We start from the raw sequence: 18,981 nt of genomic DNA on the forward strand, positions 1-18,981 counted from the left end.
GCTGTTCACAGCTGCTCCCCCTCTTTGCCGATTTCCGATTCGGCGGAATCCTTGTCAAGCAGATCAAACCATTCGGCGGCGGTGGCCACGTCCTTGTCGCCGCGGCCGGAGAGGTTCACGATGATGATCTTCTCCGCCGCATTGGCGGGGTCTTCGGCGGCGAGCCGTTGGCCCACCTTGATGGCACCGGCCAGCGCGTGCGCGGATTCGATGGCGGGAATGATGCCCTCGGTGCGGCACAAAAGGCGGAAGGCTTCCATGGCTTCGGTGTCGGTGATGGGTTCATAGCTGACCCGTCCGATGTCCGAGAGGTAGGAGTGTTCCGGGCCGACCCCGGGGTAGTCCAGGCCGGCGGAGATGGAGTGTGATTCGATGGTCTGCCCGTCGTCGTCCTGCATCAGGTAGGAGCGGGCGCCGTGCAGGACGCCGGGCTTGCCCAGCGAAATGGTGGCGGCGTGCCGGCCGGTCTCCACGCCGTCGCCGCCGGCCTCGAAGCCGTAGATCTTCACGGACGGGTCATCCAGGAAGCCGTGGAAGATGCCGATGGCGTTGGAGCCGCCGCCGATGCAGGCGCAGACGGCGTCGGGGAGCCGGCCCTCCTGCTCCAGGATCTGGGCGCGGGCTTCCTCCCCGATGACCTCGTGGAAGTAGCGGACCATGGCGGGGAACGGGTGGGCTCCGGCCGCTGTCCCGAGCAGGTAGTGGGTGTTGGCGACGTTGGCCACCCAGTCCCGGAGGGCGTCGTTGATGGCGTCCTTGAGGGTCTGTGATCCGCTGGTGACCGGGATGACCTTGGCACCCAGGAGCTCCATCCGGGCAACGTTCAGCGCCTGCCGGCGGCAGTCCTCGGCGCCCATGTACACCACGCACTCCAGCCCAAGCAGGGCAGCGGCGGTGGCGCTGGCCACGCCGTGCTGGCCGGCGCCGGTTTCGGCGATGATCCGGGTTTTGCCCATCCGCTTGGCGAGCAGCGCCTGGCCCAGGACGTTGTTGATCTTGTGCGAACCCGTGTGGTTGAGGTCCTCCCTCTTGAGGAACACCCGCACTCCCCCGGCATGCTGGGAGAACCGCTTGGCTTCGGTCAGCAGCGACGGCCGGCCGGAGTAGTTCTTGTTCAGGTCGGCAATCTGGGCCCGGAAGTCGGGGTCGTCCTTGGCCTTGTTGAAGGTTTCCTCAAGTTCGTCCAGGGCGGCGATCAGGGACTCGGGCATCCACCTGCCACCGTAGCCGCCAAAGTACGGCCCCGGCGCGTGGCGGAGGGATCCGCCCTGCAGGAATGCTTCCGCGGTGTTGTTCTCAGCGTGCCCTGAGGGTGCGTCGGCCATCAGTCCCGTCCTGTTCCAAGTTGATCGGTCAAAAGTGTGCTGTTCCAGCCTGGGCCGGATCGGTGGTTGCAGGCACTGCGGGGCCGGCACGGGCCGGCACCGCAATGCAGGGTGCGCCGGGGTGCCGTCAGCGCGCGGCGATCGCGGCGGCACCCGCGGCAGCGAATTCGGCGATTCGTTCCCGGGGAGTCGCATGGCTCACCAGGGCCTCGCCCACCAGTATGGCGTTGGCGCCGTTTGCGGCGTAATGCGTGACGTCCTCGGCGTCGCGGACGCCCGATTCGGCGACCACCACTGCGTCGCCCGGGATCAGGCCCGCCAAGGAGGCGAAGACTGAACGGTCGACGTCGAGCGTCTTCAGATTGCGCACGTTGACGCCGATGATCCGGGCGTTCGCCGCCACGGCGCGCTCGATTTCCTCTTCGGTGTGGGTCTCCACGAGCACGTTCATGCCCAGTTCGGCGCTGAGGGCGCTGAACTCGGTGAGTTGGGCGTCGGAGAGTGCGGCAACGATCAGCAGGATGAGGTCGGCGCCGTGGGCACGGGCCTCCCAGACCTGGTACTCGTCAAGCGTGAAGTCCTTGCGGAGCAGCGGGACGTCGACGGCGGCGCGCACGGCGTCAAGGTCGGCGAGGGATCCGTTGAAGCGGCGCTGTTCGGTGAGGACACTGATGACGGACGCGCCACCGTCGGCGTACTGCCTGGCCAGCGACGCCGGATCCCCGATGCTGGCCAGGTCGCCCTTGGAGGGGCTGCGGCGCTTGATTTCCGCGATGACTTTCAGCTGTTCCCGGGTTGCGGAGGTGCCGCCGAGGGCCGCCCATGCGTCGCGTGCGGGCGCGGCGGCCTGGGCCCGGTCCTTCAGCTCAGCCAGCGAAACGAGACGCTTCCTGGCCTCCATGTCCTCCCGGACACCGGCGTTGATGTCGTCGAGAACAGTTGCCATCAGTGGCCGGAGTTCTTCAGCTTGCTGCCTTCGACGCCGTAGCCTGCCTTGCGCATGACGTAACCGAGGATCAGCCCGATCACCATGACCACGGCTCCGCCGATGAAGATGGGGGTGCTGGCGATGACGAACGCGATGGCTGCGATGAGTGCGCCGACGAGCATGACGATGACGCAGGTCCAGGCGGCCGGGCTGTTGCCGTGGCCAAGTTCCTGGCTGTGGTCAATGACGCCGGGGGCCACCGTGCGGGTGCCGGACGTGGAAGCGGACGCAGGTGCTTTGCTCATGGAAATCTCCTCAGGATGGATACTGCTTACATTCTGCCATTTTTTGGTTGCCGCCCGCGTACCGTCAGGCGTCCCGCCGGTTCCGGCGCCGGCGGCGGCGCCGCTCAGGTGGGGTCGTCGCCGCGCGACAGCCGGTCCCAGCTGTCGATCTCGTCCACGGGTCCGGCCGGAGCCGCCTGCCCGGCTGCGACGGGCGCGTCATATTTGGTGCGCGCCTTCCAGTGCCGGGATGCGGGAATGATCAGCAGGGCGCCCAGGGCCAGCAGGCAGCCGGCGACGACGGCCACTGCCGGGAAAGCGGTGAGTTCAACGTGCGCCTGGCTGCCGGAGACGCCGGTAGCGGTGGCAATCGTTCCCTGCGCCGCTGCCAGCGGGTCCGCAAGGACGGTGGCGGCGGCAGTCACGATGCCGGCCGAGGCAAGGACGATGATGGCGGTGATGACCCACCGGGCGATCCTGCCGGCAATGGACGCTGCCAGCCCGCCGGCCAAGGCCACCAGGGCCAGGGCCGTGACGGTGGTGGCCGCCTTGCTCCCCTGCACGGGCAGGACGCTTTGCGCGGCGCCTGCCTGGTTGGGGTCCAAGGTGGCGGTCATCCACGTCTGGGTGGTGGTGCCGAACGCGGCCAGGGCCAGGAGGGTGATCAGCAGGACCAGCGTGGACTTGCGCGCCCACGCGGGTGTGGTCCGGCCTGCCTTGGCTTTGCCGGCTTTGCCTGCTGTTCCCGCGCTGCCGGCAGCCACTCCGGAGTCAGCCATCAGGACTCCGTCCGGCCGGGAAGGGATTCCGCGGAGATGTTGTGCAGGGAACCGGCAGTGTGGACCGCGCGCAGCGGGGCGGCGGCCTTGTTGACGGTTTCGAGGGCCTCCGTGGGGTTCACGGAGTCGGCCACGATGCCGCCGCCGGCCTGGACGTAGGCCCGGCCTTCGCGGATCAGCGCGGACCTGATGGCGATGGCCATGTCCATGTCGCCGGCGAAATCGAGGTAGCCCACCACGCCGCCGTAGATGCCGCGGCGGTGCGGTTCGAGTTCGTCCAGCAGGCGCAGCGCCCGGGGCTTGGGCGCGCCGGAGAGGGTGCCGGCCGGGAACGTCGCTTTCAGGACGTCGTAGGCCTTGGCCTGCGGTGCCAGCCTGCCCACCACGGTGGACACCAGGTGCATGATGTGGCTGAAGCGCTCCACCTCCATGAACTGTGTGACGTCCACGGTGCCGGCCACGCAGACCTTGGAGAGGTCGTTGCGGGAGAGGTCCACCAGCATCAGGTGTTCGGCACGTTCCTTCTGGTCGGCGAGCAGTTCCTCGGCGAGGGCCTTGTCCGCTTCCACTGTCTTCCCGCGGGGACGGGATCCGGCGATCGGGTGGGTGATGACTTCCTCGCCGGTGACCGTGACCAGGGCTTCGGGCGAGGATCCGACGATGGAGTATTCGCGGCCCTCGGCGTCGGCCAGGCTGAAGATGTACATGTAGGGGCTGGGATTGGTGTTGCGCAGGACCCGGTAGACGTCCAGGGCGGACGCGTGGCATTCCATCTCGAACCGTCGCGAAATCACCACTTGGAAGACCTCGCCGTCCACGATGGCTTCCTTGCCGCGGTCCAAGGCGGCCAGGTACTCGGCCTCATCCCAGCGTTCCTGGACGCTGGACGCAAAATCCAGTGCCGCCGGTTCCAGAACGGAGACCGGCTGCGGGACGGGGGCGCTGATCTTGGCCAGGAGTTCCTTTACCCGCGCGACGGCGTCGTGCCAGGCCTCGTCCACGCGCTCGGAGCTGTTGTCGAAGTTGATGGCGTTGGCAATGAGCAGGACCGTGCCGTCAACGTTGTCGTGCACGGCCATGTCGGTGACCAGGTTCAGGGCCATCTCCGGCAGCTGCAGGTCGTCCTCGGGCGGGCTGACCAGCCGCTCCCAGTGCCGGACGGTTTCCCAGCCCAGGAACCCCACCAGGCCGGAAGTGAAGGGCGGGAGCCCCTCGAAGCGGTCGGTGCGCAGCGCGTCGATGGTGTCGCGTACGGCGTCGACGGGGCTGCCGCTGACGGGGACGCCGGCGGGCGGCTCGCCCAGCCAGTGGGCCTGTCCGTCCTTGGTGGTCAGGGTGGCGCGGGACCGGGCACCGATGAAGGAGTAGCGGGACCAGGCGCCGCCAACGGCCGCGGATTCCATCAGGAACGTTCCGGGCTGGCCCTGCGCCAGCTTGCGGTACAGGCCGATGGGTGTTTCGGCGTCGGCCAGTACCTTGAGCCTGACGGGGATGACCCGGCTGTGGCCGGCGAGTTCCCGGAATTCCTCAAGGCTTGGGCTGATGGTTCCAAGGTCCTGCATGGCTATGCTTGTCCGCCTGTTCTTCTGAAGGGCCGGCCGCGCCGGACACCTTGAGTGTGCTTGCTGGGTTGGCCGCGGCCGGCTGAGACGCCGTGGCCCGGCAGCCGGTCCGGCCTAGCGTGCGTGGCCTGTGACGACGGTGAGGTCCCTGCCGTCGAAGCAGGTGCGGGTGCCGGTGTGGCAGGCGGCACCGACCTGGTCGACGCGCACCAGGAGTGCATCGCCGTCGCAGTCCAGTGCAACCGACTTGACCCACTGGACGTGGCCGGAAGTGTCGCCCTTGCGCCAATACTCCTGGCGGGACCGCGAGTAGAACGTGACGCGTCCGGTGGTCATGGTCCGGCGCAGTGCCTCGTCATCCATCCAACCGAGCATCAGGACCTCGTTCGTGTCGAACTGCTGGACCACCGCTGCCACCAGGCCGGCGGCATCGCGCTTGAGCGCGGCTGCCACGTCCTCGGGAAGCGGTCCGGAGCCGGGTGTTGCCGGGTCGGATTCAGCGGACGACGACGGTACCTGGGATCCGTTGGATCCAGCGGTTGGGGCGGGGGTTGGCTGCTCAGACATCGGGTCAAGTCTAGTGCCTTTGGCGGCCGCCCTCCCGATGTGAACAACGGCACGCCACCGGGCGGTGGGATGCTGCCCAACTTCGCGGCTCTCGTGCTAGTTTCACAAGTGATGCATTTCGTCGAACCGTCCCGAGAAGTCCTGGCCGAGACCCTGCTTGCGGCCGGCCCTGATGCGCCCACGCTGTGCAAGGGCTGGCGCACCAGGGACCTTGCCGCGCACCTCTACCTGCGGGAGCGCAAGGCCGCCGTCGGGCTCGGTTTGATCATCAAGCGACTGGCCAAGGCCTCCGACCAGGCCACTGCCAAGCTTGCGGCCAAGCTGACCACCACCGAGGACTACGCCCGGCTGGTCAACACCTTCCGTGCCGGGCCGCCGGCCCTTTCGCCGATGAGCATCAAAGCCCTGGACGAAAGCGCCAACCTGATCGAGTACTTCGTGCACACCGAGGACGTCCGCCGGGCAGTGGACCGGTGGGCGCCGCGGGCCCTGGACGAGGCGTACTCTGATGCGCTCTGGGACGAACTGGTCAAGCGTGCCGCCATCCTGTACCGCGGCGTGGACCTCGGCATCGTGCTGGTCCGTCCGTCCGGTCCCCGCCACGTCGCCAAGCGGGCGCCTGTCTCCGTGGCCATCGTGGGCGAGCCGGGCGAACTGCTGATGCACGCCCACGGCCGCACGCGCCACGCCCTGGTCACCTTCGAAGGCCAGCCGGACGCCGTCGCCCTCCTGCAGTCAGCCGAAGTAGGCCTCTGACCGAAACTGGCTCGCAGTTGTTGCCGTTAAGAGCGTTCATAACGACAACAGCTGCGAGCCAGTCGGGTTAACGGACTTCGAAGCCGGCGTCCCGGATGGCGTCCTTGACCTGGGACATCATGTCGTCCGGGCCCCAGTGGAAAATTGACGCCGCCAGCACGGCATCCGCGCCGGCAGCAACCGCCGGCGGGAAGTGTGCGGGCTCCCCTGCGCCGCCGGAGGCGATGATCGGCACCCTGACGGCGGCCCGGACCAGCTTGATGAGTTCGAGGTCGAAGCCGTCCTTGGTGCCGTCGGCGTCGATGGAGTTGAGGAGGATCTCCCCCACGCCGCGGTCGGCGGCTTCCTTCGCCCACGCGATGGCGTCAATCCCGGTCCCGGTGCGGCCGCCGTGGGTGGTCACTTCGAATCCCGACGGCGTGGGCCGGGACCCCGGGCGGGTGCGGCGGGCGTCGACGGACAGAACGAGCACCTGGGATCCGAAGTGGCGGGTGATTTCGTCGATGACGTCCGGCCGCGCCACGGCAGCGGTGTTGATGGAGGCCTTGTCGGCGCCGTACCGGAGGAGTTTGTCCACCTCGGCGACGCCCCGGACGCCGCCGCCGACGGTGAGCGGGATGAAGACTTCCTCGGCGGTGCGGCGGACCACGTCGAAGGTGGTCTCGCGGTTTCCGGAGGAGGCCGTGACATCGAGGAAGGTCAGTTCGTCGGCGCCGGCATTGTCGTACCGGTGGGCCAGTTCCACGGGGTCACCGGCGTCGCGGAGGCCCTCGAAGTTGACGCCCTTGACGACGCGTCCGGCGTCGACATCGAGGCAGGGAATGACGCGTACTGCTACTGCCATGGGAACTCCTGGATATTCAGTGCTGCTGAGGGTCGCCGGTGGTCAGATGCGGCAGGCGTGGATGCTGCTGACCAGGATGGCGCGGGCGCCGAGGTCGTACAGTTCATCCATGATCCGGTTGGTTTCCTTCTTGGGAACCATGGACCGTACAGCGACCCAGTCCGAGTCCCGGAGCGGCGAGACCGTGGGCGATTCCAGGCCGGGGGTCAGGCCTGCGGCCTTTTCCACGAGTTCCTTGCGGATGTCGTAGTCCATCAGCACGTACTGGCGGGCCACCAAGACACCCTGGAGGCGCCGGATGAGCACCTCGATTTCCTTGGCGGTGCCGTTCGCCGCGCCGCCATTGCCGGTGCGCCGGATCAGGACGGCTTCGGACTTCAGGATGGGCTCGCCGAAAATTTCCATGCCGGCGGCCTTGAGGGTGTTCCCGGTCTCCACGACGTCGGCGATGGCATCCGCGACGCCAAGCCGGACGGAAGACTCAACGGCGCCGTCGAGCCTGACCACCTTGGCGTTGATGCCCCGTTCGGCGAGGTAGTTGCGCAGGAGTCCGTCGTAGCTGGTGGCCAGTCGCTTGCCTTCGAGCTCTGCGGCAGAGCTGAAGTCGCCCACCGGACCGGCAAAGCGGAAGGTGGAGGCGGCGAATCCAAGCGGCAGCAACTCCTCGGCTTCCACCTCGGCGTCCAGCAGGAGGTCGCGGCCGGTGATGCCGACGTCGAGCGTTCCCCGGCCGACGTAGACCGCGATGTCGCGGGGGCGGAGGAAGAAGAACTCGATGTCGTTGTCCGGGTCCACCATGACCAGTTCGCGGCTGTCGCGGCGTTGGCGGTATCCGGCTTCGGAGAGCATGGCGGAGGCGGCTTCTGACAGGGAGCCCTTATTGGGGACGGCTACTCGCAGCATGGGAAATTCTTTCTGGGGTGGAAGGTCTGGATTTTCAGGCAAATGAAGGCCACAGCGGGGCCGGCGGCAGGCGCCGGACCAGTGGCTACAGATGCTTGTAGACGTCTTCCAGGGTCAGGCCTTTGGCGAGCATCAGAACCTGCAGGTGGTACAAAAGCTGGGAAATTTCCTCTGCCGCGGCTTCATCGGATTCATATTCGGCAGCCATCCATACTTCGGCTGCTTCCTCAACGACTTTCTTGCCGATGCCGTGAACACCGGACTCCAATTCTGCGACGGTGCGGGAGCCTTCCGGACGGGTGGCTGCCTTCTCGCTGAGCTCAGCGAACAGCGTCTCGAAATTCTTCACGCCCTCCAGCCTACTTGCTGCGGCCGCACGGGCGCTTCCCGGGCCGTTGCATGACGGGCGCGATGTGAGCGAATACACACCGCGCCCGCCACCTGAACATCGGAGTCATGCGTACTGTTTCAGGACCACGGCCGTGGCCAGGGCAGCGGTGACTGCCTCATGCCCCTTGTCTTCCTTGGAGCCGGGAAGTCCTGCGCGGTCCAGGCCCTGCTGTTCGTTGTCGCAGGTGAGCACTCCGAAGCCCACCGGCACCCCGGTGGAAACGCTGACGTCGGTGAGGCCCGACGTCGCGGCCTGGCAGACGTAGTCAAAGTGCGGCGTTCCTCCGCGGATCACGACGCCGAGGGCCACCACGGCGTCGAAATGCGGGGCCAGGCGTGCGGCGGCCACCGGCAGCTCAAAACTGCCGGGAACGCGCAGGACGGTGGGTTCGCTGATGCCTGCGTCCTTCGCGGCCCGCAGGGCGCCGTCCAGGAGGCCGTCCATGATCTGCGTGTGCCAGCTGGCTGCCACGATGGCGAGCTTCAGCTGCGAAGTCTCGGCCGGGTTGAGGGTGCTGAGGTCGATGTCGGGGGCGCCGTGTCCGCTCATGGGTGTGTCGTGTTCCGTTCAGTCTTGTTCGTGGTCGTAAGGGGATTCGGAGGCCGGTACGGGCACCGGTGCCACGCTGGTGTCCAGCAGGAGCCGGTGCTCCATCCGGTCCTTCTTGGTGCGCAGGTACCGGATGTTCTGTTCGCGGGAGGGGACCTCGGTGGGGACCATTTCCACCACCTTGACGCCGGCCTGGGCCAGCCTGTTCTGCTTGTCCGGGTTGTTGCTCAGCAGCCGGACCTCGTGCAGGCCCATTTCGGCGAGGATCTGGGCCGCGGCCTTGTAGCACCGCGCGTCAACCGGCAGGCCCAGCTGTTCGTTGGCTTCCACGGTGTCGAAGCCCGCTTCCTGCAGCGCGTAGGCCTTGATCTTGTTGGCGAGGCCGATGCCCCGGCCTTCCTGACCGCGCAGGTAGAGCAGGGTGCCGCCGTTGTCGCGGATCAGTTCCAGCGCGAAGGCAAGCTGTTCCCCGCAGTCGCACCGGTAGGAACCGAAGACGTCGCCGGTGAGGCACTCGGAGTGCAGCCGTACCAGGGGTGCCTTGCCGTCAGTGGGCGCGTTGGGCGAGCTCACGGCCAGGTGCTCCACACCGGTGAGGACGTCGGTCCAGGCCTGGGCAACGAAGTCCCCGAAGGCGGTGGGCAGTTGCACAATGGGACCTCCGCTGACGGGGTAGGTCCCGGCACCGGGTACCGAGTGGTGGTCCCTGTGGCCGTCCTGGTGGCTGTCGTCTCTGGCTGCCGATGCCGTCATGGCTTCTCCTTCTCTTCGCCCGGCGTGACCCGGACCTTCTCGCGCTGGGTTCCCCCGGCCCCGGCTTCAAGATACGCCACCAGGTCCTCGATCGAGATCAGCGGGCACCCATGGTCGGCCGCAAAAGTCCTGAGGCCGTCCAGGCGCATCATTTCACCGTCGTCATACACTACTTCCGCGATCACCCCGACAGGCTCCAGGCCGGCAAGGCGGCACAAGTCCACCGCGGCCTCGGTGTGGCCCTGGCGTTCCCGCACACCTCCCTCAACCGCACGAAGCGGGAAAATATGCCCCGGTCGGGTCACAGAGGCCGGAACCGCGTGCGGGTCCGCCAGGATGCGGGCCGTCAAGGCACGGTCCGTCGCGGAAATTCCCGTGCTCACGCCGGTGGCCGCGTCGCAGGAGACCGTGTAGGCGGTGCCCTTCGCGTCCTGGTTGACGGCCGTCATCGGGGGCAGCTCCAGGGCATCGGCCCGGGCACCCGTCAGCGGCACGCAGATTACGCCCGAGCTGTAGCGGATGGTCCAGCCCATCAGCGCCGGTGTGGCGTGCTGGGCCGCGAAGATGATGTCGCCTTCGTTCTCGCGGTCCTCATTGTCGACCACCAGCACCGGCCGGCCGGCGGCCATGGCGCGCACAGCGTCCTCGATCGGGTCCAGGCCTTTGCCCGGCGCCTGGGCCACCGGCTGGCCGGTGGCCGGGTCTCCGGCGACGGGCGTGTCCAGGTGTACCGCGGCGTTCACCGTGCACCTCCAGCGGTGGCAGCCTCGCCGGCACCGGCCGCGGAGGCCGGTTCGCGGAAGGCCAGCAGCCGTTCGGTGTACTTGGCCAGCACGTCGACTTCCAGGTTCACCCGGCTGCCGGTGTGCTTGGTGCCCAGGCCGGTCTCAGCCAGCGTCGTGGGAATGAGGCCTACCTCAAACCAGGGTTCCTGCTCGGCCGCGGGGCTGACGGCAGTAACCGTGAGGGAAACGCCGTCGATGGCGATGGAGCCTTTTTCTGCAATGTAGCGGGCCAGGTTGGCGGGAACGCCGAAGCGCAGCCGCTCCCAGTTGCCTTGGGCTTCCCTTTCCAGCAGGACACCTACGCCGTCCACATGGCCTTGCACCACATGCCCGTCCAGGCGGCCGCCGGCGGGGACGCAGCGTTCCAGGTTGACGGAGTCGCCGGCAGCGAGTTCGCCGATGGTGCTCCGGAGCAGTGTTTCGCCCATGACGTCGACGCTGAACTCCTTGCCGTCAATGGCGGTGGCCGTGAGGCAGACCCCGTTGACGGCGATCGAACCGCCAAGTGCCAGGCCCTCCGTGGACCCGGGTGCGTGGAGCCGGACGGTGGCGCTGGTGTCGCCGTCGCGCTCAACGGACAGCACCTGCCCCTGCTCGGCGATAATTCCGGTGAACATCAGCGGCCTCCCTGGGCTTGCTCCGCGGTACCGCGGGTTGGTTGGTGGTCCAGTGCAACTCTGCGTTGCGGTCTTAGGTGAAGTCTCAGGTCCCGGCCGAGCGTCCGCACGGCGCCGCCGTCGGACTGGTCCCATTCCCATTGCTGGGCGTCGGCAAGGGTGGTGATGCCCAGCCCGTCCAGGGCCGGGGTGCCCGAGCCCAGCAAAGTGGGGGCGAGGTACATGATCAGTTCATCCACGAGCCCGGCCGAGAGGAATGAGCTGAGGATCCGTGATCCTCCCTCCACCATGATGTGGCGGGCGGCTGCGTCGTACAGCATGGACAGGGCCTCGGCGGGGTCGCGGGTGGGCAGGTGGACGGCCAGGCCGTCATCGCCGCGGATTGCTGCGTCGTCGGGAATGTCCCGGAGCCCCATGACGGCCCGTACGGGCTGTTTGGCGGCCAGCCCACCGGAGGGGTTTCGGGCGGTCAGGCGCGGGTTGTCCACCAGCACGGTCTGCGTGCCCACCAGGATGGCATCGATGCGTCCGCGGATCCCGTGGTTGTCCGCCAGCGATTCCGGGCTGGAGATCCACTGGCTGGTGCCGTCTTCGGCAGCGATCCTGGCGTCCAGGGTTTGTGCGATGTGCAGCGTGACGAAGGGCCGCTTGGCCGCGACGGCCTCAAACCATTGCCGGTTCAGGTCCAGCGCTTCCTCGGCGCCGAGGCCGCTGCGGACACTTACCCCGGCGGCGCGGAGGGTGGCTGCTCCCCCGGCGGCAGGGTCATGGGGGTCGTCGATGGCGTAGACCACGTCGGTGATCCCCGCGGCGATGATCGCTTCCGTGCACGGCCCGGTGCGGCCCACGTGGTTGCAGGGTTCGAGCGTGACCACCATGGTGCAGCCGGAGAGGTCCATGCCGACGGCGGCAGCCTGGGCTATGGCGTCGGCTTCGGCGTGGGCGGTGCCGGCACCGCGGTGGTGGCCGGTGACCAGGTGGCGGCCGTCGGGGCCGATGACGACGGCACCCACCAACGGATTGGCGCCGCGCGGACCGCGCAGGGCTGCCTCGAGGGCTTCCTCCATGGCCCGGATTTCATCCGTGCTGAAGGCTGTGACTACTCCGGCGGCTGGTTTCAGTTCAACTGCACCGCTCATGCGGCGGCCGTCGGGGAGTTGGTGCCTGCCGTGGAAGCAGCAGGACTTGTGGCGTTGAAGAGCCATCGCTGGGGGTTCATTCGTGTCGTTCCTTCCCTCTCGAACCGCGATGGCTCCGGGGATATACGACAGCAGAACGCTGCGGAGCCCAAAGGCCCGCAGATACAGCTGTACGTGCTTCTCTCATCCAGACTTTAACTGTCGGTACCGGAATTCCACCGGTTCAACCGTCTGCCGGGTCCCTGTGGAAAGGGCACCGGCTCGCGGGTCGCGGACTGTCACCGCCGGTTCGGACTTACACCGACCCCGGAGCACGTATGTGTGTTGTTATTGTGCCACAACCGGCAGGGCCAGCCGGTTATTCCGTCGCCGCACGTAACGTCCGGCTGGCCTTTGCACGGAGCAGCTCGATGGCTGCGGCCGGATCCTCCGCACCGTAGACCGCGGAGCCGGCGACGAAGACGTTGGCGCCGGCTTCGGCGGCGCGGGCGATGGTGTCCTCCGAAATACCGCCGTCCACCTGGATGGCCACTCCCAGTCCCGAACCGTCCACCGCTTCCCGGGCCCTGCGGATCTTGGGCAGCGTGATATCCAGGAAAGCCTGGCCGCCGAAGCCCGGCTCCACGGTCATGATCAGCAGCATGTCCAGTTCCGGCAGCATGTCCAGGTACGGTTCAACCGCCGTGGCCGGCCGCAAGGCCATCCCGGCCTTGGCGCCCCTGCTGCGCAGTTCCCGCGCGAGCTTGATGGGGGCGATGGAGGCCTCGGCGTGGAAGGTGACCGAGGCGAGCCCGGCGTCGGCGAACCCGGGCGCCCAGCGGTCGGCATCGGCAATCATCAGGTGCGCATCCAGCGGAACGGGGCTGACCGCCTGGATCCGCTGCACGACCGGCAGCCCAAGGGTGAGGTTGGGGACGAAGTGGTTGTCCATCACGTCCACGTGCACGGCGTCGGCGTTGCTGATCCGCTGGAGTTCGGCCTCAAGGTTGACGAAGTCGGCGGAGAGGATGCTCGGGTTGATGCAGCATTGCGCCACGGAAGTGCCTTTCGCTGAAGGTGTGGGGGTGTTGCCGGGAGTGTCCCTGCCCTGGCAGGGACACTCCCGGTCAGGATGTCTTTTTGATGAGGGCCAGGAACATGGCGTCGGTGTGGTGGACATGGGGCCAAAGCTGGGCGGTCAACTCATGTCCGGCGCCAAGGTTGCCGGTGAGGCTGACCGCGTCCAGGGCGGCGCCGGCATCAAGGAGCTCAAGGTCGTCGCGTTTCCGGAGTGCGTCAGCCACGACGGCGGTGGTTTCGGCCGGATGCGGCGAACAGGTCACGTAGGCAACGACTCCCCCGGGACGGACCGCGGCCAGCGCGGATGCCAGCAGCTCACGCTGCAGCGGGCCGAGGTCCGCGATGTCCTTGGGTGAGCGCCGCCACCGTGACTCCGGACGGCGGCGCAGCGCTCCCAGGCCCGTGCACGGGACGTCCACGAGGACGCGGTCGAAACCGCCGGGCTGCTCCGTTCCGACATCACGGCCGTCTCCGGTGCGGACCTGCCAGCTGTCGCGCGGGACGGCGGCCAGGGCCTGGCCCACGAGCTTTGCCCGGTGCGGTGCCGGTTCGTTCGCCAGGAGCGTGGCATCACGCTGGTGGGCCAGGGCCCCCAGCAGTGCCGCCTTCCCGCCGGGCCCCGCACAAAGATCAAGCCACGCCTCCGGGGACTCGGCCGCCGTCGGCCCGCCAGCGGCATCCGCCGCTGGGCCGAGGTCGACGGCGGCAAGCGCCCTGGCCACCAATTGGGAACCGACGTCCTGCACGCGGGTGGTTCCGGCCCGGACAGAGGCCAGGCGGCCCAGGTCCCCGCCGCTGGACAGCGCGGATCCCTCCACCAGTTCACCGGGCGTGGCACCGGTTTCCAGGGCTTCCTCCAGGCTCCCGAGCCCGGGCAGCGCCACCAGGTTGACCACGGGTGCCGCATTGTCAGCTTCGAGCAGCGCGTTGATCTCGGTGGCGGGGCGGCCGTGCGCCACCAGCGATTGCCGCATGGCCCGGACAATCCACTCCGGGTGGGCGTACCGCAGCGACGCGATCTTCGTGTCGTCGGTTTCGCCCGCCACCAGAAGGTCCAGCCATTCATCAAGGGTGCGGGCCGTGACCTTGCGCAGGACTGCATTGATCAGTGCCGAAGGGCCTGCACCGATGACGGCGCGGGCCAGTCCAACCGTTTGGTCCAATGCCGCATGGGCCGGGACCCTCATGGCCAGCAGCTGGTGGACGCCGATCCGGAGGGCGTCGAGGACGGCCGGATCAAGCTGGTCAAGCGGCCTGTCCACGCACCGGGCCAGGATGGCGTCGTAGGTGCCTTGGCTGCGCAGCGCACCGTAGCTCAACTCGGTGGCGAAGCCGGCGTCCCGCTTGTCCAGGTGGTGGTGCCGGATCCGTGCGGGCAGCACCAGGTTGGCGTAGGCATCCTCCTGTGCGACGGCGCGCAAAACCTCGAAGGCCACCAGCCGTGCGGGGTCGGCGCGCCGGGTCCGCTGCGACGGCGCCTGCTCGGTGAAGCTCCGTTGCGGCCCGCGGTTGCGTTCCCGTCCCTTGGCGTTCCGCCGGCTGGCATCGCCGGAACCGCCGCTGCCGCCTTGGCCGTTCCGCCCGGCGTTCCCCCGCCCTCCGGGCCTGCCCTGGCCGCCCGGGTTTTCTCCGGAACCGCTCATTCGAACACCACGCCCTCCATAGAAGCCATCCCGCGCGCCCAGTCGGCGGCAGCCATCATTTTCTTGCCGGCGGGCTGGATCCGGGTGAGTTCCACCGCGTGCGATCCCGTTCCCACCATGACGCTCTTTCCCTGGACGGACACCGACCCCGGCGCCAGGCCAGCAACATCCGGCCGGAGCCGGACCGGCTCAAGCTTGATCCGCTGGCCATCCAGCATGGTCCAGGCTCCCGGCTCGGGGGTGACGCCGCGCGCCTGCCTGCTGATGGCAAGCGCCGGGTGGGCCCAGGTGAGTCGGCCGTCGTCCAAGGTCAGCTTCGGGGCGAGGGTGACATCGCCCGTTTGCGGCTGCGGCACCGCTTGTCCGGCGTCGATGGCGGACAGTGTCTGGGCCAGCAGGACCGCTCCGCTGCGCGACAGCCGCTCGAGCAGGTCGCCCGCGGTGTCGTTGGCGCCCACCGGCTCGGTCAGCGTCCCGAAGACGGGACCGGTATCGAGCCCCTCTTCAAGCCGGAAGGTGACGGCACCGGTGAGGTCGTCTCCGGCCATCACGGCCCGCTGCACCGGCGCTGCTCCACGCCACGCCGGCAGCAGGGAGAAATGCAGGTTGACCCAGCCGTGGCGGGGCACGGCCAACGCGGCCGGCGGGACCAGGCCGCCGTAGGCAACGATGGCTGCCACGTCAGGCGCGGCAGCCGAGATGCGTGCGGTGGTGCCGGCGTCCACCTTGGCCGCGTGGATGATATCGATGCCCAGCTCAGCCGCGCGCCGGGCAACCGGGGAGGGCGTCAGCACGCGCTTGCGCCCCAGCGGCGCATCGGGGCGGGTCAGGACTGCGACGACCTCAAAGCCGGCGTTGACCAGGGCATCGAGCGAGGGAACGGCGACTGCCGGAGTACCGGCAAAGAGGACCCTCATTCGGCGTTGCCAAAGCTGCCGGGGGCACCAAAACTTGTGCCGCCGAAGCTGGACCCGACGCTCTTGGCGCGCTTGGCCGTGGTGCGTTCGGCGACGGCGTCGTAATTGGCATTGCGGATGGAGCGCAGCGCTGCCTTCCGGTCTTCACCCTCCAGCCGGTCGGTGTAGAGGATGCCGTCCAAGTGGTCGTTTTCATGCTGGAAGCACCGCGCCAGCAGACCCTCGCCGTCGACCGTCACCGGATTGCCGTGCATGTCGACGCCGGTGACCCGGGTGGTGCGGAAACGGCGGACCGGGAAGCCGAGGCCGGGGATGGACAGGCAACCCTCCACCTGGTCCGGTTGGTAGTCCTCGCTGTTCTCCAACACCGGGTTGATGATGTGGCCCTCCACGCCGTCAATGCGGTAGGTGAAGACACGCTTGCTGACGCCGACCTGCGGCGCGGCAAGGCCGGCGCCTTCCACATCCTCCATGGTCTCGGTCATGTCGGCGACCAGTTTGGCAAGCTCGGGTCCGAATTCCGTCACGGGATCGGCCACGGTGCGGAGCACGGGATCCCCGATGATGCGGATATTCAGGATAGCCATGCGCAGTTATTCCTCACGGTTGGCGGCAAAGGGAACCTGTCCAGTTTAGGTGCAGTCCCCCGCCGCTCGGCTCGGTCCTAGGCGGTACGGGCGGCCTGTGCCAGCGGCGGCGGCGCGATGGGCAGCAGCGCCGTGCCGGCGCTGAGGGTGTCCGCGGACAGTTCCCACACCCGGCGCAAGGCGCAGAACTTCCACCAGTGGTGCTTGAGGACTTCGGGATTGGCACGGACCGGACGCACCTCGGTTACACCGATGGCGACAGCCAGCAGGACCGGGTTGTCGCCGTATTTCCAGGGCTCCCAGGTTCCGGCCTCCGCATCCACCAGGCTTTCCTCCGCCTTCATGCCGGCAACCAGCTGCATGACCACCTTGTCATCGAGCGGTTTGACCAGTCCGTCGCGGGTGGTGCCCTTGGTTTTGTAGTCGATCAGGCAGACTCGTCCGTTGATCCGGGCCACCAGGTCAAGGGTGCCTGCATAGCCCACCGTATTGTTCCAGACCGTGATCTCGGGGGCGATGGGCTCCACCCGGAAGAGCTCCCACCACTCGTCAAAGCGGACGGCGAAGGCTTCTTCCCCGTTCGCGGCCAGGGCCTCGCGGGCTTCCTTCATGGTGTGCGGGCGACCCAGCGCGCGGAGCGCCACCTGCTCGCAGTAGTTGTGGACCCGGTCCCCCCGCCTGGCGGCGTCGTCCCGGTAGGTCTCGGCTGCCTTCGCCGCGCGGTTGACGGCCTGCTTGATTTTCGCCGGACTCCCCAGGCAGTCCGCGAGCAGGGGGTCGTTCGCCAGGCTGCTGGCACCCATGTATCCGAACCAGCCGTCCAGGCCGTGCGGCTGCTGGCTGATGACGGTGGTGATGGACGGCACGGAAAACTGTTCAGACGTGGACCGTGCGTACATCCGGCCGTATTCAGTAGCGTGGGCAAGAAGCGGATCAGTCATACAAAAGACTCTTTCACAGGGGGCCGACAAAATCTCCGGACGCTGGATCCGAACGCAAAAAAGGTCCGTCTCCGCTGCGTATGAGCGGAAACGGACCTTTGCGGTGGGCGATACTGGGTTCGAACCAGTGACCTCTTCGGTGTGAACGAAGCGCGCTACCACTGCGCCAATCGCCCCGATGCATTTGAATGCTAGCCGACCTTCCGGACATTTCAAAAATCGGCTTCCCGAGGCAGGACGCATGCCCGGGGTCGGGGGCTGGGCACTGCTTCCGTCACCCTCGAGAGAGGCCCGGGTCGAGGTGGACGGTGGGCCCGCGGAACCTATGCGCGGCAAACGCACCATGGTGGAGGCACCAGGGTGAGCCCCCGCGGCCGCTTCCGCCGGATCCCGGCCACGGTCGAATTACACGCTTGTAAGTCACAAAATCCGCGTCATGACGCCGAAGCGGAGCCGCATGACCATTGCCGGCCGGAGGCAATTTGGAGAATCCCGGAACCTCCTATATTGTTTTTACTCGTTGGAACGCGAGGAAATGCCGGAAACGGCAGGGAATCAAGCCTCCAAAATGCGGACGTAGCTCAGCTGGTAGAGCACCACCTTGCCAAGGTGGATGTCGCGAGTTCGAATCTCGTCGTCCGCTCGCAGGACACTGTCACAGCAAATATTCTTCGGAATTGACGCTAACACGGTGGGTTGGCCGAGAGGCGAGGCAGCGGCCTGCAAAGCCGTATACACGGGTTCGAATCCCGTACCCACCTCGGTGAAAACCATGGTTTCCGGGTTACCGGAGGCAATGGGCGATTGGCGCAGCGGTAGCGCGCTTCCCTGACACGGAAGAGGTCACTGGTTCGATCCCAGTATCGCCCACTCGGCAAGGAAACTTGCCGGCAGTACCACCGGAATATCCGGGACAAGCTGCAAAATGCGGACGTAGCTCAGCTGGTAGAGCACCACCTTGCCAAGGTGGATGTCGCGAGTTCGAATCTCGTCGTCCGCTCTCTTTTATCCCATACCGGTCTTCCGGTTCCGGGCGATTGGCGCAGCGGTAGCGCGCTTCCCTGACACGGAAGAGGTCACTGGTTCGATCCCAGTATCGCCCACACTTATGCAGCAGCTCTCCGGAGCTGCTTTTTTGTTGCCCGGGGATACGCTGCGGGCGAACGGGATTTCCTTGGCATGCCTTCCCTCCGCGGCTAGGATCGATTGCGCGAGGAGCGACCTGGCTCCGCGATCGAAGGGAGGTGCTCGTGGGTTTACTTGACGATCTAAAGGGCAAGGCTCAGGGTCTGATCCAAGGCAACGAGCAGGCCATCAAGGACGGCATCACCAAGGCCGGCGATTTCGTCGACACCAAGACCGGCGGCAAGTACGCGGGCCACGTCGACAAAATCCAGGATGGCGCTTCGAAGCTCGTTGACAAGAACGGAACTCCCGGCCAGGCACCTGCCGCCAGGCAGGTTCCGCCGGTTGCTCCTGAAACCCCGGTTCCGCCGGTTGACAGGACGCCGTAGAGGATTTGGCCAGGGGCCCTTGCCCCGGCACGTCAAGGAGGTGCAGGTCCCGCCGGGAGGCGGCACCTGCACCTTTGTCGTTTAATGGCAGGTCCTCGCTGCGACCAACCAGCGGAGCACCTAATTGCCGGTTCGCCA

General features: G+C 67.4%; 21 protein-coding genes, 6 tRNA genes and 1 riboswitch. Of the genes, 7 read left to right on the forward strand and 20 right to left on the reverse strand.

Annotated features, from left to right (window positions below; translation table 11 throughout):
- Positions 1-5 precede the first annotated feature (5 nt).
- The 6 genes from trpB to hisI all read right to left on the reverse strand — a co-directional run bounded on the left by trpB (position 6) and on the right by hisI (position 5,445).
- On the reverse strand, positions 6-1,325 hold the full coding sequence (gene trpB / locus QRM96_RS02540; RefSeq protein ID WP_109864000.1) for a tryptophan synthase subunit beta: 1,320 nt from the start codon (positions 1,323-1,325) through the stop codon (positions 6-8).
- 127 nt (positions 1,326-1,452) lie between these two features.
- The gene (trpC, locus tag QRM96_RS02545) at positions 1,453-2,271 is read right to left on the reverse strand and encodes an indole-3-glycerol phosphate synthase TrpC (RefSeq protein WP_109864001.1); all 819 of its coding nucleotides are present in this window, start codon (positions 2,269-2,271) and stop codon (positions 1,453-1,455) included.
- Positions 2,271-2,558, reverse strand: a complete 288-nt coding sequence (locus QRM96_RS02550) for an HGxxPAAW family protein (RefSeq protein ID WP_018761156.1) — start codon at positions 2,556-2,558, stop codon at positions 2,271-2,273. The genes trpC and QRM96_RS02550 overlap by 1 nt, the downstream gene beginning before the upstream one ends.
- Positions 2,559-2,662: 104 nt before the next feature.
- Entirely contained in the window at positions 2,663-3,316 is a 654-nt protein-coding gene (locus tag QRM96_RS02555) for a Trp biosynthesis-associated membrane protein (RefSeq protein ID WP_109864002.1), read from the reverse strand.
- Positions 3,316-4,878, reverse strand: a complete 1,563-nt coding sequence (locus QRM96_RS02560; RefSeq protein WP_109864003.1) for an anthranilate synthase component I — start codon at positions 4,876-4,878, stop codon at positions 3,316-3,318. Before QRM96_RS02560 ends, QRM96_RS02555 begins: the two co-directional genes overlap by 1 nt.
- A gap of 114 nt (positions 4,879-4,992) precedes the next feature.
- Positions 4,993-5,445 (reverse strand): phosphoribosyl-AMP cyclohydrolase, encoded by a 453-nt coding sequence (gene hisI, locus QRM96_RS02565; RefSeq protein WP_109864004.1) that lies wholly within the window; start codon positions 5,443-5,445, stop codon positions 4,993-4,995.
- Positions 5,446-5,556: 111 nt separating this feature from the next.
- On the opposite strand from hisI, the gene QRM96_RS02570 reads away from it, so the two are divergent.
- Positions 5,557-6,201, forward strand: a complete 645-nt coding sequence (locus tag QRM96_RS02570; protein WP_026264411.1) for a TIGR03085 family metal-binding protein — start codon at positions 5,557-5,559, stop codon at positions 6,199-6,201.
- 67 nt (positions 6,202-6,268) lie between these two features.
- Here the strand turns inward: QRM96_RS02570 and hisF are convergent, their stop codons facing one another.
- The 14 genes from hisF to QRM96_RS02640 all read right to left on the reverse strand — a co-directional run bounded on the left by hisF (position 6,269) and on the right by QRM96_RS02640 (position 17,505).
- A complete protein-coding gene (gene hisF, locus QRM96_RS02575; RefSeq protein ID WP_109864005.1) occupies positions 6,269-7,045 on the reverse strand; it encodes an imidazole glycerol phosphate synthase subunit HisF in 777 nt (258 codons plus the stop codon).
- Positions 7,046-7,087: 42 nt separating this feature from the next.
- Entirely contained in the window at positions 7,088-7,948 is an 861-nt protein-coding gene (gene hisG, locus QRM96_RS02580; protein WP_109864006.1) for an ATP phosphoribosyltransferase, read from the reverse strand.
- 85 nt (positions 7,949-8,033) lie between these two features.
- The gene (locus QRM96_RS02585; protein ID WP_009358176.1) at positions 8,034-8,297 is read right to left on the reverse strand and encodes a phosphoribosyl-ATP diphosphatase; all 264 of its coding nucleotides are present in this window, start codon (positions 8,295-8,297) and stop codon (positions 8,034-8,036) included.
- Positions 8,298-8,402: 105 nt separating this feature from the next.
- Positions 8,403-8,888, reverse strand: coding sequence for a 6,7-dimethyl-8-ribityllumazine synthase (ribH, locus tag QRM96_RS02590; protein WP_109864007.1), 486 nt, complete (start codon positions 8,886-8,888; stop codon positions 8,403-8,405).
- Between the two features lie 18 nt (positions 8,889-8,906).
- Positions 8,907-9,641 carry a GTP cyclohydrolase II gene (gene ribA, locus QRM96_RS02595; protein WP_285318237.1) on the reverse strand — a complete coding sequence of 245 codons (735 nt, stop codon included), beginning with the start codon at positions 9,639-9,641 and terminating at the stop codon, positions 8,907-8,909.
- Entirely contained in the window at positions 9,638-10,384 is a 747-nt protein-coding gene (gene ribB, locus QRM96_RS02600) for a 3,4-dihydroxy-2-butanone-4-phosphate synthase (protein ID WP_018761147.1), read from the reverse strand. Before ribB ends, ribA begins: the two co-directional genes overlap by 4 nt.
- Positions 10,381-11,043, reverse strand: a complete 663-nt coding sequence (locus QRM96_RS02605; protein ID WP_285318239.1) for a riboflavin synthase — start codon at positions 11,041-11,043, stop codon at positions 10,381-10,383. Before QRM96_RS02605 ends, ribB begins: the two co-directional genes overlap by 4 nt.
- Positions 11,043-12,182: a bifunctional diaminohydroxyphosphoribosylaminopyrimidine deaminase/5-amino-6-(5-phosphoribosylamino)uracil reductase RibD gene (ribD, locus tag QRM96_RS02610; protein WP_285318240.1), complete on the reverse strand. Its 1,140-nt coding sequence runs from the start codon at positions 12,180-12,182 to the stop codon at positions 11,043-11,045. The genes QRM96_RS02605 and ribD overlap by 1 nt, the downstream gene beginning before the upstream one ends.
- Before the next feature lie 170 nt (positions 12,183-12,352).
- A riboswitch (FMN riboswitch) is annotated at positions 12,353-12,501 on the reverse strand.
- A gap of 39 nt (positions 12,502-12,540) precedes the next feature.
- Positions 12,541-13,218, reverse strand: coding sequence for a ribulose-phosphate 3-epimerase (rpe, locus tag QRM96_RS02615; protein ID WP_133832268.1), 678 nt, complete (start codon positions 13,216-13,218; stop codon positions 12,541-12,543).
- 70 nt (positions 13,219-13,288) lie between these two features.
- The gene (locus QRM96_RS02620) at positions 13,289-14,884 is read right to left on the reverse strand and encodes an RsmB/NOP family class I SAM-dependent RNA methyltransferase (RefSeq protein WP_285318243.1); all 1,596 of its coding nucleotides are present in this window, start codon (positions 14,882-14,884) and stop codon (positions 13,289-13,291) included.
- Complete coding sequence (gene fmt, locus QRM96_RS02625; RefSeq protein WP_285248901.1) at positions 14,881-15,801, reverse strand: methionyl-tRNA formyltransferase; 921 nt, start codon at positions 15,799-15,801, stop codon at positions 14,881-14,883. Before fmt ends, QRM96_RS02620 begins: the two co-directional genes overlap by 4 nt.
- Entirely contained in the window at positions 15,798-16,388 is a 591-nt protein-coding gene (gene def / locus QRM96_RS02630; protein ID WP_018761141.1) for a peptide deformylase, read from the reverse strand. The genes fmt and def overlap by 4 nt, the downstream gene beginning before the upstream one ends.
- A gap of 77 nt (positions 16,389-16,465) precedes the next feature.
- A complete protein-coding gene (locus tag QRM96_RS02635) occupies positions 16,466-17,329 on the reverse strand; it encodes a PD-(D/E)XK nuclease family protein (RefSeq protein ID WP_285248902.1) in 864 nt (287 codons plus the stop codon).
- A 104-nt stretch (positions 17,330-17,433) separates the two neighbouring features.
- Positions 17,434-17,505: transfer RNA gene (locus tag QRM96_RS02640), tRNA-Val, on the reverse strand.
- Positions 17,506-17,899: 394 nt separating this feature from the next.
- Here QRM96_RS02640 and QRM96_RS02645 point away from each other — a divergent pair.
- From QRM96_RS02645 to QRM96_RS02670, 6 genes are all read left to right on the forward strand, one after another.
- Positions 17,900-17,972 (forward strand) — tRNA-Gly (locus QRM96_RS02645).
- A gap of 47 nt (positions 17,973-18,019) precedes the next feature.
- A tRNA-Cys gene (locus tag QRM96_RS02650) sits at positions 18,020-18,090 on the forward strand.
- Between the two features lie 37 nt (positions 18,091-18,127).
- Positions 18,128-18,199 (forward strand) — tRNA-Val (locus QRM96_RS02655).
- A 57-nt stretch (positions 18,200-18,256) separates the two neighbouring features.
- Positions 18,257-18,329: transfer RNA gene (locus QRM96_RS02660), tRNA-Gly, on the forward strand.
- Positions 18,330-18,360: 31 nt separating this feature from the next.
- Positions 18,361-18,432: transfer RNA gene (locus QRM96_RS02665), tRNA-Val, on the forward strand.
- A 147-nt stretch (positions 18,433-18,579) separates the two neighbouring features.
- Complete coding sequence (locus tag QRM96_RS02670) at positions 18,580-18,843, forward strand: antitoxin (protein ID WP_285318245.1); 264 nt, start codon at positions 18,580-18,582, stop codon at positions 18,841-18,843.
- Positions 18,844-18,981 lie beyond the last annotated feature (138 nt).

This window comes from Pseudarthrobacter sp. lyk4-40-TYG-27 (genome assembly GCF_030209295.1).
Taxonomy (GTDB): Bacteria; Actinomycetota; Actinomycetes; order Actinomycetales; family Micrococcaceae; genus Arthrobacter.

Coding starts and splice junctions, on each gene's coding strand:
- trpB (WP_109864000.1), bottom strand. CDS start 1,325: ATGGCCGACGCACCCTCAGGGCACGCTGAGAACAACACCGCGGAAGCA.
- trpC (WP_109864001.1), bottom strand. CDS start 2,271: ATGGCAACTGTTCTCGACGACATCAACGCCGGTGTCCGGGAGGACATG.
- QRM96_RS02550 (WP_018761156.1), bottom strand. CDS start 2,558: ATGAGCAAAGCACCTGCGTCCGCTTCCACGTCCGGCACCCGCACGGTG.
- QRM96_RS02555 (WP_109864002.1), bottom strand. CDS start 3,316: ATGGCTGACTCCGGAGTGGCTGCCGGCAGCGCGGGAACAGCAGGCAAA.
- QRM96_RS02560 (WP_109864003.1), bottom strand. CDS start 4,878: ATGCAGGACCTTGGAACCATCAGCCCAAGCCTTGAGGAATTCCGGGAA.
- hisI (WP_109864004.1), bottom strand. CDS start 5,445: ATGTCTGAGCAGCCAACCCCCGCCCCAACCGCTGGATCCAACGGATCC.
- QRM96_RS02570 (WP_026264411.1), top strand. CDS start 5,557: ATGCATTTCGTCGAACCGTCCCGAGAAGTCCTGGCCGAGACCCTGCTT.
- hisF (WP_109864005.1), bottom strand. CDS start 7,045: ATGGCAGTAGCAGTACGCGTCATTCCCTGCCTCGATGTCGACGCCGGA.
- hisG (WP_109864006.1), bottom strand. CDS start 7,948: ATGCTGCGAGTAGCCGTCCCCAATAAGGGCTCCCTGTCAGAAGCCGCC.
- ribH (WP_109864007.1), bottom strand. CDS start 8,888: ATGAGCGGACACGGCGCCCCCGACATCGACCTCAGCACCCTCAACCCG.
- ribA (WP_285318237.1), bottom strand. CDS start 9,641: ATGACGGCATCGGCAGCCAGAGACGACAGCCACCAGGACGGCCACAGG.
- QRM96_RS02605 (WP_285318239.1), bottom strand. CDS start 11,043: ATGTTCACCGGAATTATCGCCGAGCAGGGGCAGGTGCTGTCCGTTGAG.
- ribD (WP_285318240.1), bottom strand. CDS start 12,182: ATGAGCGGTGCAGTTGAACTGAAACCAGCCGCCGGAGTAGTCACAGCC.
- QRM96_RS02620 (WP_285318243.1), bottom strand. CDS start 14,884: ATGAGCGGTTCCGGAGAAAACCCGGGCGGCCAGGGCAGGCCCGGAGGG.
- fmt (WP_285248901.1), bottom strand. CDS start 15,801: ATGAGGGTCCTCTTTGCCGGTACTCCGGCAGTCGCCGTTCCCTCGCTC.
- def (WP_018761141.1), bottom strand. CDS start 16,388: ATGGCTATCCTGAATATCCGCATCATCGGGGATCCCGTGCTCCGCACC.
- QRM96_RS02635 (WP_285248902.1), bottom strand. CDS start 17,329: ATGACTGATCCGCTTCTTGCCCACGCTACTGAATACGGCCGGATGTAC.